The organism is Kiritimatiellia bacterium (genome assembly GCA_018001225.1).
Taxonomy (GTDB): Bacteria; Verrucomicrobiota; Kiritimatiellia; order CAIQIC01; family JAGNIJ01; genus JAGNIJ01.
Genome location: JAGNIJ010000061.1, coordinates 1 through 16,727, shown reverse-complemented (window position 1 = coordinate 16,727; position 16,727 = coordinate 1). Strand labels below are relative to the sequence as shown.

Below are 16,727 nucleotides of genomic sequence, written 5' to 3'. Positions count from 1 at the left end.
CCCAGGGCCCGCACCTGGCCATACCCCACCAGGGTGGTGACATCCAATCGTATCCCCCCTCCGCTGCCCGCGCCCTGCTCCGCGCCTCCGGTGGTCCCGTCCGCCGAAATCACACCCTCCAGTTCCAGCCGGCCCGCCTGCAGCCTGATCAGCCCCCCGCCCGGTTGCTGGACGCCCCCGCTGCCCACTTCGTTGGGATCGCGGAAATCGCCGTAGATCGGATTCACATTGCCGGAATAGGCGCCTCCCAGTCCGCCATAACTGCCTCCGGATTTGTACGTGGAGGCATTCGTGGTCGTGTTCGGATAGGTCCGCCCGGCCAGGTAGCCCTTTCCGCTCGCGCTCACGGCGCTGTTGCTCGCCACGTGCAGCGTCCCCAGCACGGTCAGGTTCAGGCTGTAGTTCGTCGCGGCGGTCGCCGCCGAGTGCGTCAGCACGGCGCTGTCCACGATATACATATTCGACGGGGTCAGCCCGGAGGACCTCACCTCCGCTATCGTTCCCGTCCCGCGCAACATCACGTCTTCCGTAAAGTTCGTCCCTTCGGGCAGCCACAGCCAGGCCGCTTTGTTCCCACCGCCCTTCCGATCTATCACCAGTCGGCCGCGCTCCCCGCTTTTCTGTAGATAAACCGTGCCGGCCGCGCCCTGCACGTCATAGCTTCCCCCCGCCGCCGTCACGCGATTCGTCAAGTCAAACCCACTCGCGTCTTCGTAATACAGGGCGATCCGTCCCCCGCCCCCTGCTCCCGCCCAATACCCGCTGCCTCCGCCCAGGGCCCGCACCTGGCCATACCCCACCAGGGTGGTGACATCCAATCGTATCCCCCCTCCGCTGCCCGCGCCCTGCTCCGCGCCTCCGGTGGTCCCGTCCGCCGAAATCACACCCTCCAGTTCCACCCGGCCCGCCTGCAGCCTGATCAGCCCCCCGCCCGGTTGTTGGGCGCCACCGCTTCCCACTTCGTTGGGATCGCGGAAATCGCCATAGATCGGATTCACATTGCCAGAATACAAGCCGCCCAGTCCCCCGTAGCTTCCGCCGGACTTGGAAGTCGAAGCATTCGTGGTCGTGTTCGGATAGGTCCGCCCGGCCGGGTATCCCTTTCCGCTTGCGCTCACGGCGCTGTTGCTCGCCACGTGCAGCGTCCCCAGCACGGTCAGGTTCAGGCTGTAGTTCGTCGCGGCGGTCGCCGCCGCGTGCGTCAGCACGGCGCCATCGATAATCCGCATGTTTGAAATCACCAGGCCGGCCGATCGCACCTCTGCGTATTGCCCGGTGCCGCGTACGGTTACGTTTTCCTCGTAATTCGTGCCGTCCGGCACCCATAGTGGCGTGCCAAGTGTGCGCGACACATTCTTGCTGTCCATCAGCAGTTCACCGATCTCCCCCGTCTTTTTCAGATAAATGGTTCCCGCGGAACCCTGGTTGGCCGAGCCACCGCCTACCGCGCTGACCGAGTTGGTAAGGCCAAAGCCTTCTACTTCCTCATAATAGAGGGCTATCCGGCCGCCGCCGCCGGACCCGCCATACCCATTACTGCTGTTGCCTCCATTGGCGCGAATCTGTCCCGCTCCGGCTAGGATCTTGACCTCCAGCCGGATGCCGCCGCCGCTTCCCGACCCCGAGTAGTAGCCCCCATTATTGCCATCCGCGGAAATCAATCCGTTTAGCTCCAAGCGATTAACCAGCAAGCGCACCAGCCCGCCGCCGGCCTGTTGAGCGCCACCGCTGCCGGGTGCATCCGGATTGCGGAAGTCTCCGTAGATGGGATTTGCAGAACCGCTGTACGCACCGCCCACGCCGCCATAACTCCCGCCGGAATAGCCCGAAGCAGCGTTGGTCGTCGTATTCGGCCAGGTCCGGCCGGCCACATAACCCCGTCCGCTCACGTCAATCGAACTGTTGGTAGATACGAGCAGAGTTCCCAATACCACGGCATCCATCCCATAGGCCATGGCGCTTGTCGCCGGCGAGTGCGAAAGCTTGGCCCCGTTGAGCACCGTTACATTGCTGAACGTACACGCGGTATCCACCAGCAAGGTTGCGTTGCTATCCACAAGAAATTCAGGCGGAAGCGTGTTTGTAGGCCAGGCCGTCCTGACCAGCAAACCCGCCCCCTTCACCGTCACGAAGCCATTGAACTGACCCTCGTCCGGGAGCCAGAACGGAGTGGCGACACCGGAACTGATGCCTTGGCTGTCGTACACCACCGTACCCGGTCCTTCCGGACCTTGAAGGTAGATGGTCCCCGCGCTGCCCGGATTGGCTGTTCCGCCGCCCGAAGCGGTGACTTGCCTGCCTGGTTCAAAGCCATCCAGCACTTGATAATAGAGCGCAATTCGGCCGCCGCCGCCCGAACCGCCGTATCCATTACTGCTGTTACCACCTCGTGCGCGGACCTGACCGGTTCCGGCCAGTTCCTGGGCGTCAATTCGGATGCCGCCGCCGCTTCCACCGCCGGAATAATAGCCTCCGTTGACACCGTCAGCGGCGATGTATCCCCACAGTTCCAGGCGTCTGGCTTGAAGGCGCACCAGGCCGCCACCGGCCTGCTGCCCGCCGCCGCTGCCAGGTTCATTGGGATTCAGGAAACTGCCATACACAGGATTAGCCACCCCGCTATAGGGCCCGCCCAGCCCGCCATAACTGCCGCCAGAATAGCCGGTGGCCGCGTTGTTGGTTGTGTTCGGCCATGTTCTCTTGGCCAGGTATCCCCTGCCGCTGACATCAATGGCCGAGTCCGGGCTGACATACAGCAAGCCGCCCACATCCAGATCTGTTTCATAGGCCACCGACGCCGTGGCCGCGGAGTGCTGAATCCTCGCCCCGTTGATCAGGTACAGGTTGGAGAAGGCATGCCGGCCGTTGATCGTCACAGTGGCGCCCCGGATCAAGATGCTCTTGTTGTCCAACGAGGTGTCGTTCGTTGAGACCGTAATGCTCGATACGATGGTCGTGTCGTACAGCCAGGTGGTCCGGTAGAACGCGGACGTGAACAACGAGGAGTTCCCCAACCGGTCCTGGAGCCGCGCCGAAACATCGTAATAGCCGTCTCCCAGCGTGGCGGCCGGCGTGAATGTCAGCGTGTTGGTCGTGACAGCCCACTCGCCCTCTATCGGCGAACCGGCGAGCATGACAGTACAGGTCGAGGCCGGCCAGTCCAGGCCACTGGTCGCCTCGGTGAAGGTCAGCCGGATCGCAGTCGGCGGCTCGTTGGTGAAACTGCCGTTGGAAGGCGTCACCGCGGTCACCGCGGGCGCGACCGTGTCGGCCAGGAACACGAGGACATTGGTTTCGGAACTGTTCAGGGCCAGATCTTTGGCAAAGAACGAAACATAATTGAGGCCCTGGGTGAACGAGACCGACGCCGCCCACTCACCGGAAGCATTCGTGGCCCGCTCCACTCCGCCGATCCACACCGACGAATCGTCGCCCCGGGTCCCCTGGAGCGTCGCCGTCACGGCCCGCAGATCGTTGGTCAGGGGGGGGTACGCGAAATTGGTGACCACGGGCGGATTGGGCGCCTCGGCGATGATGTAGAAGTTGCTGCTGTTCGCGGCCTCGGGCCGCGCGCCGAACAGGCTGAAGACGTTCGTCCCGATCGTGACCGTGTACAACCCGCTGTTGGACACGGCCGCCGCCAGCCCGATCTGCGCGCTGAAGGGTCCGGTCTGGACCACGGAGGCCAGTCCGATGGGCTCACCGCCCGACCGGCGGAAATCGATGTCCGACAGATCGAGCGAGCCTTCCTGGAGAGGCGTCGAGAAGCGGATATCGAGTTGCGTGACGGGCCCGGGGATGAAGCCCCACGGGGACAGCGCGCTCAACCGGACCGGGGCCTGCTGGTTGGCCAGGTGGACGGAACCCGTGCTTCCCGCGATGTTCCCCGCTCCTCCGCGCGCCGTCACGTTGGTCAGAACGAAGCCGTCCAACGCGCCGTAGTAGACCGCCACGCGGCCTCCGCCGCCCCCGCCGCCGTTCGGGTTGTACTGGGTATCGCCCTTGCCGCCGGCGGCGGAAATTGTGCCCGCGCCGCGAAGGGTCAGCACGTCCACGTACAGGCCGCCGCCCGCCCCGCCGCCGGACGCCCCGCCGCCCGCGCCGCCGTTGGCCCACAACCCGCCGCCCTGCGCCAGGTCGAGAATGTTGACCGTCAGCCGCAGCAGGCCGCCGCCCGCCCCGCCGCTGTTGGCCGCGCCGGCGCCGCTGCCTTTCTCATTGGGATTCCGGTAGTCGCCGTAGATCGCGTTCGGGGTGCCGTTATACGCCCCGCCCAGGCCGCCGTAGCTTCCGCCCGCCGTCCCCGTCGCCGCGCCATTGGTGGTATTGTTCGGGTAGGTCCGACCCTTGAGCCAGCCCATGCCCGTCACATCCACCGCGCTGTTGCTGGCCACGGAGAGTACGCCCTTCACGATGAGGTTGAGGAGGTAATCCTGCGACGCGGATGCCGGGGTGTGGGTCAGCTTGCCGCCGGCCGCCAGGTAGACATTGCTCAAGACTTGATCGCCGTTCACCACCAGCGTGGCGGCGTCTTTCACCCAAAGGTTGGCGGGCTCGAAACCGGCCGAGGTGATTTCCGCGACCTGCCCCGTGCCGCTCACTACGATGTTTTCAGTGTAGTTTGTTCCGGCCGGCAGCCAGACCGGCGTGTTCCGGTTGCGGGTTATGTTCTTGTTCCAAATCAGGAGCGTACCGGGCTCGCTGCCCTGTTTTAAAAAGATCGTGCCCGCACTCCCGTGGCCCGCGCCTGTCGCCCCGAGGGCCGACAGGCGATTGGTCAGATCGAAGCCGTCGACCGCGTCGTAGTAGACCGCGATCCTTCCGCCGCCGCCGCCGTAGCCGTTGGGACTGTACTGCGTGTCGCCCGTCCCGCCGTTGCAGGTGATCTGGCCGCTGCCCTTGAGGGTTCCCACGTCCAGCCGGATGCCGCCGCCAGCCGCGCCGCCTCCGGCTCCGCCCGCGTTGTTCCCGTTGGCGTAAATCCCCCCGTCCACGTGCAGCGTACCCGCCGCAATCCGGACAAGGCCGCCGCCCGCGGATGAACCGTTGATCGGCCCCGACCCGCTGCCCGGCTCGTTCGGATTGCGGAAGTCGCCGTACACCGGCGAGGTGGTCCCGCCTCCCAACCCGCCATAACTCCCGCCGGTGTTGCCCGTGCTCGCGTTGTTCGTCGTGTTCGGGTACGTCCGTCCCGGCAAGTATCCCCGCCCACTGACATTGATCGAGCAGTTGGTTGAGATATACAAGGTGCCCGACACCGTCAGGGCGACTTGGAATTCCTGCGAGGCCGTAGCCGAGGCGTGAGAAAGCACCGCGCCATCCACGAGAGAGAAATTCGTGGGCGTGAAGGCCGCGGAACTCACCTCGACATACACGCCGGTGCCCTTGATCGTGGCATTCTCCGCATAGGCCGGGGCGCCTTGAGGCACCCCGAGCGTCGTGGTCCCGGTCCCGCCGCCCTTCCGATCGATCACCACGCACCCCACATCTCCCGCCGCTTTCATGTAGACCGTGCCCGGTGAGCCGGCGACCGATCCGGTCCCGCCGGCCGCGCTGACACGGCCGGTGAGGTCAAAGCCGCTCAACGTCTCATACAACACCGCGATGCGACCCCCGCCGCCCGCGCCCCGGTAATTGGCGTTGCCGCCCACCGCCCGCACTTCCCCCGTGCCCGCGAAGGTGCCCACACTGATATACACACCGCCGCCGCTGCCGCCGGCCGTATCCTGATAGTAGGACTGGCTGGTCCCGTTGGCCAGGATGGCGCCGTCCAGTTGCAGGGTGCCGGCCGTGATGCGAATCAGCCCGCCGCCCGGACACTGGTCGCCCACCGCCGCGCCGCCGCTGCCCACCTCGTTCGGGTTCCGGAAATCGCCATACACGGCATTCGCCGTCCCGTTGTAGTTCCCGCCCCGACCGCCGTAGCTGCCTCCCGAACTGCCCGCACTCGCGTTTGTCGTGGTATTGGGATAGGTCCGACCGGCCCGATACCCCCTGCCGCTCACATCGATCCGGGCGCCGCCCAGGACGGCCAACGTGCCCAGCACGTTGACTTCCAGCCTGTACTCCGCCACCGTCGTGGCGGCGGCGTGCGTCAACACGCCTCCGTTCAAGAGCGTGAGGTGGATGGGCGTGATCCCCGCGGAGCGCACCTCCACGTACGTGCCCGTGCCCTGGATCACCACCTCGCCCTCATAACTCTCCGCCCCGTCCGGCAGCCAGAGCCACGCGCTTCCCGTGCCGCCGGTCTTGCGGTCCAGCAGTAACTGCCCGACCGCGCTCGCGGCCTGGAGGAATACCGTGCCGGGCGCGCCGGCCGCCGAACCCGTTCCGCCCGCCGCGCTGACCCGGCCGGTTACATCGAAACCGTTCAGCGTGTCGTAGTACACCGCGATTCGCCCGCCGCCGCCCGCTCCGCGGTAATTGGCGTTGCCGCCCGCCGCGCGGATTTCCCCGGAGCCCGCGAGCGTGGACACGTTCAGGTAAATGCCGCCGCCGCTGCCCCCGGCGGTGTCCTGGTAATAAGACTGGCTGGTTCCATTTGCCAGGATCGTGCCGTCCAATTGCAGGGTGCCGGCCGTGATGCGGACCAGCCCGCCGCCGGGGCACTGGTCGCCGACCGCCGCCCCGCCGCTGCCCGGTTCGTTCGGATTGCGGAAGTCCCCATACAGGGCGTTCGCAGTTCCGTTGTAATCCCCGCCCCGGCCGCCGTAACTGCCCCCGGAGCTGCCCGAGCTCGCGTTCGTCGTGCTGTTGGGCTGGGTCCGGCCGGCCCGATAGCCTTTCCCACTGACGTTGATGGAACTGTTGGACGACACGTTCAGCGTCTCCAGCACGGTCAGTTCCAGCCGCGGCGCATTGGTCGTCGTGGCCGCGGCGTGCGTGAGCGTCGCCCCGTTCGTCAGGATCAAGCTCGCGAACGTGTGCGGGCCGTTTATCGTCAACGTTCCACCGTTCTTGATGACGGCCTTCTGGTCATAGGAGAAATTAGTCTCCGCGATGGTGACATTACCGGTCAGTTCGAGGGGGGTGTAACCCAGGAATTCCCACGTCCCGGTTTCCGGGGCCCGGTTGGATCCTGCGGCGTTCCTGGCCACCACGAACCATTGCTGCGTTCCGTCCCCGGGGAACGCCCAGGTCATCGTGTTGGTGGTGACCGACGCCCTCCAGACCGGATCCTCGTTCACTCCGACGTACACATCATAGGCCTCCGTGTCCGTGGCCGGTTCCCACTGAAGATCGGCTGAAATGAAAAGGACGCTCCCGTTGGTGGGGCCGAGCAAATCAAACGACCCCGGCGCTGCCACGTCCAGCAGTTGGTAATCCTGGCCCGCCTGGTCTTCCTGCACGTTCGTGTAGACCCGGGAGGACGGGATGAAGACCCCGCTGACATACGTCGGGGTAACCGTCCCGCTCCACGCGCCGCCCACCACTCCCGTGTAGTACCCCCCGCCCGCCGTCGTCACGGAATCCAGGCCTGAAAACTCCACGACGACGCCGTCCACGCCGGCGCCGGTTCCGGAATCCGTGATCCTGCCGCTGATCTCCGCCGGCTCGGTGTACGCGTAGCGAACCAGGACGATGCCGGAGCCGCCGGCCCCGCCGGTCGCCTGTTCCCCCGCCGCCCCGCCGCCGCCACCCGTGTTCGGCCTGCCGGGGTTCCCGACCACTGCGCCCACCGTGCCGTTGCCGCCGCCGCCCGCGCCACCGGTCCCCGCCGTCCCGCTGCTGCGCGTGCCCGAAGCGCCTCCGCCGCCGAACCAGCCGGGCGGATAACCGAAGGCTGAAAATTGAGTGAACTTCAAGCCGATGCCGCCGTTGGCCCCGTTGTTGCCGGACGGACTATTCCCGGGCCCGCCCGCACCGCCGCCCGAACCGCCCGGATAGCCGGGATTAACAAACCCGCCGCCGGTCCCGCCCGTGTTGCCGTACCCTCCCGATGCGGACCCGGGTTGGGTCGCCGAACCGCCTGTTCCGTTGTAGGCGCCACCGCCGCCCGACCCGCCGCTCCCGCCCGTTACTTCCGCGTGGGATCCATAGCCGCCGCCCAACGCCGTCAGCGTATCGAACACACTGTTCCCGCCCGGCGCGCCGCCGGATGCCCAGCCCGCACCCGCGCCGCCGTTCCCGACGGTCACCGTGTAACTGCCGTCGCTCACGGCGTAGAAACCGGTATGCACCACGCCACCCGCGCCGCCCCCGCCCGAGCCGCCGCAGGTGCCGCCCCCGCCGGCCACGACCAGCACTTCCAGGTTGCTGATCCCGCTCACAATGAAGTTGGTGGTCGTCCCGGCGTTCGTGAAGGCATGAAGGGAATAGACAATCCCGTTGATGGCCTGCTCGGCAGCCTGTACACCGCCGATGGCCGAAATGCCGGTCTGCGGATCCCACGAGAAATCGGCGCCCTCTATGCTGGCCGTCACATCTTCGTAACTGCGGCCGGCCGGCGTGAACACCCCGCTGCACACCGGCGTTATGGTGCCCGTCCAGTTGACGGGCACGATGGCCGTGTAGTACCCGCCGAACACCGTCGTCACGCTGCTGGTCCCGGATACGAGGATCGTGATGCCCTCGATGCCCAGTCCATTGACCGCGTTTGTGATCCGCCCGCTGATGGTCGGCGAGGTGATGAGAGGATAGCGAATCAGGACGATGCCGGAGCCGCCGGCGCCGCCGGTCGCCTGTTCCCCCGCCGCCCCGCCGCCACCGCCCGTGTTCGGCTTCCCGGGATTGCCGGGCGCCGCCCCCACCGTGGCGTCCCCGCCGCCGCCCAGGCCGCCAGTCCCCGCCGTCCCGCTGCTGCGCGTGCCCGACGCGCCGCCGCCGCCGAACCAGCCCGTGGGATATCCCCATGGCGCGAACTGCGCAAACTCCAGCCCGACCCCGCCGTTGGCCCCGTTGTTGCCGGAGGGACTGTTTCCGGGCCCACCCGCGCCGCCGCCCGAACCGCCCGGGTACCCGGGACTGCTGTACCCCACGCCGCTGCCCCCGGTGTTCCCGTAACCGCCCGAGTCGGAACCGGGCTGCGTGGCTGCACCGCCACCGGCGCCGTAGGCCCCGCCGCCGCCCGAGCCTCCGCTGCCGCCCGCCCCTTCCACGTGGGATCCGTAGCCGCCGCCGAGAGCCGTGAGCGAATCGAAAGAACTGTTCCCGCCGGTCCCGCCGCCGGAAGGCCACGCGGCCCCCGTGCCACCACTCCCGACCGTGATCGCATAGGTCCCCGGGGCCACGGTGTAGGCGTTGGTGTAGATCACCCCGCCCGCACCGCCGCCGCCCGAGCCGCCGCAGGTCCCGCCCCCGCCCGCCACGACCAGGATATCAACTTCGCCACAGAGCGAGACACTGAAGTTGGTGAACGCACCGACATTGGTGAACGCATGGATCCGGTATCCCCCCACGTCCGTGACCGAGCCGCCCGTCCCCAAGCCGGTGGACTGCAAGGCCACGGTGAAATTCGCGTTGGTGTCATCGCTCACCACCGATGCAAAACTCCGGTTTGTGGGATCGAAACTCGTGGCCATCGGATACGTCGGCGTAACGGTTCCGCTCCATCCTACGGGAACCAGGTGCCCATAGTATCCGCCTTCAGCCGTCACCTCGAAGGCGCCCCCCGAAAAGTTCACCTGAACCCCGTCCACGCCCGCGCCACTCCCGGCGTCCGTCACACGACCGGCAATCAGTATGACCGGCAGCGGTTCCGCGGAACCGAATTCCGCCACGGGCTCCGCCGTCGCATACCGGCGCACGAGGAAGTAGTCGAAGTCCGCATTGAAGCTACTGCCCCCGCCCCACGACTTGCCGCCCAGGCCCCAGTACCCCGGCACGGACGCCGGCGTGTGCGAACCCACGGCCGTCCAGGCGGTCCCGTCGCTGCTGCCGTCGTAGTAGACCGTGCCGCCGACCTTGCGAAGCCGCGTGTAGTGCACGGCGCTCGCCGCGCTCATGCTCGACCCGACCGTGCCGTCCGCCTCGTACTTCAGCGTCGTGGCCGCGGTATACGCCCCGAAATATCCCTTGGCCTCGGAACCCGTCGAGAAGCTCCGGATCCACGCCAGCAACTGGTGCCGGCCCGACGCGACGCCCGAGGCGTCTTCGCGCGCCCGGATCACGTAGTTCGTATCCGCGGACAGGCTGATGTACAAGAACGGCGCGCCGTTCGCGCTGGACCACGTGTCGCTGTCCCCGATCACCTTGATCCGCATCCATCCCGGCCGCTCGGTTAGCGAGTAGTCATCGTTCCCCCCGGGGTTCCAGAACGTCCAGCCGTCCTTCAGCGTCGTCCCGGAGAAGTCGTCGAAGAACTCGAACGTGGCGTCCCCGTCGCTCGCGGATGCCGCGTTCGAGTCCCCGTACGTCATGTACACGACGGCCGTGTCGTTCGCGGGAATCGAAGGCACCCGGACCCAGACGTCCGCCGAGACGCCCGCCTCGTACTGCTCCACCCAGAACGCCAGCGGATCGCCGGCGGCATCCTCGAAACGCAGGTCGTCGAAATCGGACTGCATGTCCGTGTCGTGCGCCACCGCGAGCCGTACCTGGTAATCCGTCAACGCCGTCGCCGCCTGGTTGCTGATGACCACCGCCTTCTGCCAGACGTTAGTCAGGTCGCCCCGGGCCGAACCCGGAGGGGCGAGAACCAGCGCGGCCAAGGCCATGAGCATGCGGATGGCGTGTTTCATGTTCGGACTCCCGTGTCGTATCGGCGTGCGAAAAAACAATCGGCGGCAGGCCGCCGCACAGTACGGCTCCCGGATCCGGCTACCCGGCCCGGCAACTGGCGAAAGACAGACCTCATCTGAATAGAAGAATATTAGAGAAGACCTGCATGCGTGTCTGTAGGTGCACAACTGTTTTTCATGTAGGCAATTTACCTACACAGAAACGGCTTTGAAACGGAAGGAAAGGCTATTCACTGCTGGAGCGAACCCAGTCGTAGGCCTTGCGGGCCAGATCGCGGGTATGTGCCAGGCCGAACTTTTCCTTGATGCGGGCCAGGTAGGTGCCCACGGTCTTGACGCTGACGCCCAGGGCCTTGGCCGTCTGCGCCGGCGACAAACCCCGGCCCAAGTCCTCGAAGACCTGCAACTCGCGATCGGAGAGCAGCTGTTCGGGCCCGTCGAGGCCCGTGGCCTGCCCGGCGGCGTTCGCGACGAGTTGCTGATGCACCGCCTCGCTGACGACCAGTTCCCCCGCGCGAACCCGGCGCACGGCTTGGAGAATCTCGTCGGCCCCCGCCGTTTTCATGACGTAGCCGTGCGCGCCGGCCCGAAGGGCCCGCTGCGCCTTGCGCTGCTCGTCGTGCATGGACAGGACCAGTATCCGCAAGGCCGGATGGAGGCGTCTCAAATTCCCGATCAGGTCGAACCCGCTCGCGCCATTCAGCTCCAGATCCACGACGGCCAGGTCGGGCGCGGTCTTCCCGATTCTCTCGATCGCCTCCGCCGGGCTCGCCGCGTCGCCGACCGTGCAAAGGCCCGGCGTGGAGTTGAACATGTCCGCCAGGCTCTTGCGCACGATGGGATGGTCGTCCACCACGAAGATACGGATGACAGGGCTTGAGGTATCCGTTTTCATACGCTGGCCTCCCCGCGAGGGCTCTCACCCAGGGGAAAAGCGCACCGCAGCAGGGTCTTGCTCCGCACCCCCAGGCCGTACGTCAGTTCCGCCCCGATCAGGCGCGCCCGCTGCGTCATGATGGCCAGGCCCAGCCCGGCCCGCTTCTCCTGCTGCCGTAGCGCCGGGCGTCCGTCGCTTTCCATAACCAGTTCGGCGCGAACGTCATCCAGGGGGCGAAGGATGACGCGGATCCGGGTGGCCTGGCCGTGCCGGATGTCGTTGCGAAGGGCCTCCTGGACGATCCGGTACAGGTGCATGGAGATGTCCGGCGAGAGGTGCTCGCGCGCCAGTTCGTAGATCAACCGGCAATCCGCGGAAAAGTGACGCGCGGTCATCTCGACCAGTTCCGCCAGCGCCTGCCGGAAGTTATGCTCCAGCAGCGGCCCGGGAAACAGATACTGCGCGATGGAGCGGGCCTCCTGCACGGCCTCGTCCACCAGCGCCGCCATGGCGTCGATGTCCGCCGGGGAGAGCGAGCCGGCGGCGCCGATCTTCTGCGCGAGGGTCTTGCACTGGAAGGTCAGCGCCGAAAGATACTGACCGAGCCCATCGTGGATCTCCCAACCCAGCAGTTGCCGCTCCCGCTCGCTGATCCGTTCGGATATATTTTCCATCTCGCGCCGCTCCCTGACGTCGCGCGCGGTGATCATCAGCACGGGCTGCCGGCCGAGACGCATCGGGTGGATGCCGACCTGGACCGGCAACCACTCGCCCCGGGCGTCGCGGTACTCGCCTTCCATGTAAAGCGGCTTGCGCAACGGGGCCCCGGTACCCAACCCGGGACTTCCCGCGAAGGGGATCCGCTCCCAGAAGTCCTGGATCTTCAGGCGGCCGACGTCGCGTTTCCGATACCCGAGCGTGCTATAAAACTCCCGGTTGCCCTCCAGGAGCACGCCCTCGAGGTCGTGTACGGAAATCAGGATATGGACGCCCTCGAACAAGGCCCGGTAGCGGCGCTCGGACTCGCGCAGGCTCGACATGGTTTCCGAGAGCTTCCTCATCTGGCCGTCCAACTTCACGTTCATCGCATCCGCCTGCATGACATGGCGTTGCAGTTTGGATGCGATGCCGTGGAAATCCTGCTGAAGCACCCGGAAATCCCGGCTGTAGCGATCCAGTATCAGGCGCGTCTGCTCCGCCCCGTCCCAAAGCTGGCCGGCATAGCGGACCAGTTCCAGGATCGGTCCCGCCATGCGATGAAAGGCAGAGAGTTCTTCCTGGGCCACGCCGATCTTCCAGAGCAGTCCGCCGATCCGTTCGAGGTCGGCGGGCCCGCCGGGGATCGCCAGGAGGCCCCGCAGGCGGTTCCGGTAATCCGGCACCAGGGCGGCCACTTCCTCCTCGCGGTGCGTGAGCAGGACAATGTAGCCGCCGAGCAGGTCCTTCGCCGACGGGGACGGCCCGGCGAAGCCCGGCGGCGGCGGTTGCACCAGCGATACATGGCGGACATTGGCCATTTCTTCAGGTCCCCAGCAGCAGCCACGCGGCGGTCATGTTATGAAACAGGGGTTGTCCGTATCCTTTCCCCGCCTTGAGCGATGAGATTTCGCCGAACGAGGCAAAGCCGGCCAGGGGCACGCGCTGACCCGAGGCTGCAAAGAACTCGTCCACCTCCCGCCGCTCCGTTCCGCGAAGGCAGGCCGCGCGGCCGGCGCAATTGACCAGCAGCGCCGCCGCGATGTCGCTCTTCCCCGGCGCGCCGACGCGGCGCGTGTCCGCGAGCATGTCCTCCTGGTCCGCGAGACACACCTGCACGCGGGCGCCGGCGGGGATCTTTCCGAGCAGCGCCACGGTTCCGTCGCCGATGCCGAACTCGCCGATGATCGAGCGCATGCAATAGGTTGTACGGCTGGAGCCCCGGTACACGCGAAACGCCACGATGCCTTTCTCGCTGCGCAAAACGGGCTTGCCCACGGCCTTCTCCACGAAGGCCATCGCGGGCACGCCGTCGATCTCCAGGATGCTCCGGCCTTCCGAGCGGGTCACCTCGCCGATCTCCCCGTAGGCGCGGAGTTCGCGGGCGACGCGGATGTCGAACGGGATAGGTCCGGCCAGGCCGACGAAAACAACGGCGTCCTCCACGGTCTCCCCGTTGCAGTACACGCCGCAGCGCTTTACCTCGTAATCGTCTCCCGCGAGGCCGCCGACCACCGGGCAGGAGGATTCCCGCTGAAGCGCCTGCTCGAGGAGACTGGCGTCCGTGCGGAAATCCGAAAAGGCCAACACGAGTTGCAGCTCCCGCGGCCGGGCCTTGCCGCGGAGTTCCGCCAGGCCCCGGGTCACCGCGCCGGACACATCCCGCGCGACCCCGTTCGCGCGGGCCCAGACGCAGGCCCCCTTCCCTTCCGTATGCAGCCCCAGCGCGGACGCGCCGATCAGCGAATCCCGCTCGCGTTCGAAAAAACCGTCGCCCGTCGCGCCCGCGATGATCGGGACCGGGCCCCCGAGGGCATCGCACAGGCCGCCCTGGAGTTCATCGGTGCCGGCGTAATGAATCGAGGAGAAGAGAAAAACGACCTCCGGAGAAACCGGCCGGAGCCGCTCGCCCAACTCCACCCCTGCCCGGTAGGGATCGGGGCAGAGCGAATAAGCCGATTCGGCTTTCATGGCTGGCGTCCAGTATTCGCGCGTCCAGAACCTGGAGGCATCATGGGTGATACTGTTCTGTTCCGCCGCCCAAATGTCAAACTAATGCGCGACAGGCAGGCGAGCATCATCGGGCAGATGGCGGGACGCGGTTCGAGGGCCATGCGATTTGGGTCGCCGATAAAGCCGAAATATTCACCATCCGCCGCAACACGATGACATAGGCCGCATGAGCCATGTTCATCCCCGAGTCACTACCGGATAACGATCGTGCCGTAACCCCGCGGAGCCGCGGCTACCCCCTTCGCTGACTGGGCAATCAGGACCGCAACCGGATGTCAGCTTTTCCTGACCCGCTTCTTCAAGGCCTCCACGTCTTTCGACTCTAGCGCCCTCCGGATTTTCGTCCAGTTCGTCTTCCGCTTTTTCTCCGCCACCTGGGGTCCAACCAGCCCGAGCAGCTTGACCACATCACGCCACGGTTTTTTTCAACCTGTCTCTTGCTCCACTGCAACTTGTCCATCCGCCGGACCTCCTCCGTCGTGAACAAGCGGGCGAAGCGCACGGCCAGGTACAACGTGTTGACGGACGGCTGGCTGGCGGCGGGGATGAGCTTTTGGATCTGCTCGATGAAGCGCTCGCCATATCGGCTCGTCTTGAGCCCACTGGCGAGGACGCGGCCCAGTTTGGGGTAGTCCACCAGGCGGACCGGCGGGCGGAGGACGGGATTCTTCAACAATTGTGCGCAGACAGGCTTTTTTTAAGTTCACGGCCTTCTCCCGCCGGTCCTGGGTCATGGCGACGGCTTCCCGAGGTCCTCGGCGACCTCCCCGAACTGCTCGGCGGTGTTCTCCAGGTCTCTCCGCTTCCTCCGCAACGCGTTCGGCTTAACCCAGTCACCCGGCGCACGCTTCAAAAACCAGAACATCCAGCCGTTATTGCGGGGGCGCCGCCGGCTGGTTGATCTGGTCGTACACCTGTTTCGTCAGGTGCTGCCCCACGATACGGCGGAAATCCTCCTCGTTCATGAACCGGGCGGTGATGTCCTCGTTCTGCGCCATGCGCGTCGCGACTGCCTGGCTGGTATCCCCCGCCTCCCAGCAGGCGGCCTCGATGGCGGATTCGAAGGCCTTCTCGTTGACGTTGTCCGGCATCGGCCCTCCTTGATGCAACACGACCGGCGGCGTTATGCGCCCTCCCGGACGTAGCGCCGCCAGCGCTCCGGCCACTGCGTCAGCGGAAGCAACTCCACCTTCTCGGCCAACCGCAGCGCCTGCATCCCCGGGAACACCACGAACAGGTGGTCGAGTTTCAGGTCGGCCATGGCGGTCCGCATCGAGACCGTCAGCGCCGGCGCGTCGCCGTACTTGAACTCGAACCCGATCCGCCGGCCATCCCGGAACAGCAGCAGGTCCAACTCCGGCCCGCTATGGGCCGACCAGTAGTACGCGTCCCGGTCCCCCGCCAGGGCCAGCACCTGCTCCAGCGCGAAGCCCTCCCACGAGGCGCCCAGCTTGGGGTGCGCCTCCAGCGCCGCCCAGGCGCCCAGGCGCAGCAGGCTGTGCAGCAGCCCGGAATCCCGCACGTAGACCTTGGGGGCCTTCACCTGCCGCTTGCCCACGTTCTCGAACCACGGCGGCAGTTGGCGCAGCAGGAACATGCCGCTCAAGAGGTCCAGGTAGCGCCGCGCCGTCGGCTCGGAAGTGCCCAGCGACCGGGCCAGCTCCGCCGCGTTCCACTTCTGCCCATGGTAGTGCGCCACCATCGTCCAGAACCGGCGGAGCGTGGCCGCCGGGATGGTGATGCCCAGGGCCGGCAGGTCGCGCTCCAGCACCGTGTGGATGAAGTCCTCCCGCCACTGGGCCGAGACGGCGTCCGAGGCCGCCGTGTAGGCGCGCGGGAAGCCGCCCCGCCACCAGAGCCGGCGCGCGCGCCGCGCGCCGACCTCCGCCAGGCTGAAGCCCGACACGTCCACGAACGACACCCGGCCGGCCAGCGACTCCGACACGCCCCGCACAATCCCCGCCGAGGCGCTGCCCAGGATCAGGAACCGCGCCGGCCGCGGCCGGCGGTCGGCCAGCACCCGCAGCACCCGGAAGAGCTCCGGCTTGCGCTGGACCTCGTCGATCACCACCAGGCCCCGCAGCGGCGCCAGCGCCACCTCCGGCTCGGCCAGCCGGTCCAGGCCGCCCAGCGACTCCAGGTCGAAGTAGTCCCCGGCCTTGCCGGCAGCGTACATCCGGGCCAGCGTGGTCTTGCCGGACTGCCGCGGGCCCAGCAGGGCCACGACCGGATTGTGCCGCAGCCGCTCCTTGATCAGCGCCAGGTACTGGGGTCGCGCAATCATGGGCGTCATGGTAGGTAGGAAAAACGAAAGGTCAATGTTCGATTTTCAAGATGTGGTGAGGATTTCAAAGTTTCCGTTTTTGTGCGGTCAAACTTTCCGAATGGGGGTCCATTGGAGCAAAACCACGGGATAACGGTCTGGGGCGGGCCTATGGCGCAGATAGGAGATACTACCGTCC

General features: G+C 66.7%; 7 protein-coding genes. All 7 read right to left on the bottom strand.

What is annotated here, in order from left to right; all coding sequences use genetic code 11:
- Positions 1 to 10,679, bottom strand: a 10,679-nt coding sequence (locus KA248_15085; protein MBP7831231.1) for a DUF2341 domain-containing protein, incomplete at its 3' end; no start/stop codon positions are given.
- Positions 10,680 to 10,905: 226 nt separating this feature from the next.
- Entirely contained in the window at positions 10,906 to 11,574 is a 669-nt protein-coding gene (locus tag KA248_15080; GenBank protein ID MBP7831230.1) for a response regulator transcription factor, read from the bottom strand.
- A complete protein-coding gene (locus KA248_15075; protein MBP7831229.1) occupies positions 11,571 to 13,073 on the bottom strand; it encodes a PAS domain S-box protein in 1,503 nt (500 codons plus the stop codon). Before KA248_15075 ends, KA248_15080 begins: the two co-directional genes overlap by 4 nt.
- Before the next feature lie 4 nt (positions 13,074 to 13,077).
- Positions 13,078 to 14,223 carry an FIST C-terminal domain-containing protein gene (locus KA248_15070; protein MBP7831228.1) on the bottom strand — a complete coding sequence of 382 codons (1,146 nt, stop codon included), beginning with the start codon at positions 14,221 to 14,223 and terminating at the stop codon, positions 13,078 to 13,080.
- A 364-nt stretch (positions 14,224 to 14,587) separates the two neighbouring features.
- Complete coding sequence (locus KA248_15065) at positions 14,588 to 14,938, bottom strand: hypothetical protein (protein ID MBP7831227.1); 351 nt, start codon at positions 14,936 to 14,938, stop codon at positions 14,588 to 14,590.
- 199 nt (positions 14,939 to 15,137) lie between these two features.
- On the bottom strand, positions 15,138 to 15,356 hold the full coding sequence (locus KA248_15060) for a hypothetical protein (protein ID MBP7831226.1): 219 nt from the start codon (positions 15,354 to 15,356) through the stop codon (positions 15,138 to 15,140).
- A gap of 32 nt (positions 15,357 to 15,388) precedes the next feature.
- Positions 15,389 to 16,558 (bottom strand): ATP-binding protein, encoded by a 1,170-nt coding sequence (locus KA248_15055; GenBank protein ID MBP7831225.1) that lies wholly within the window; start codon positions 16,556 to 16,558, stop codon positions 15,389 to 15,391.
- Positions 16,559 to 16,727 lie beyond the last annotated feature (169 nt).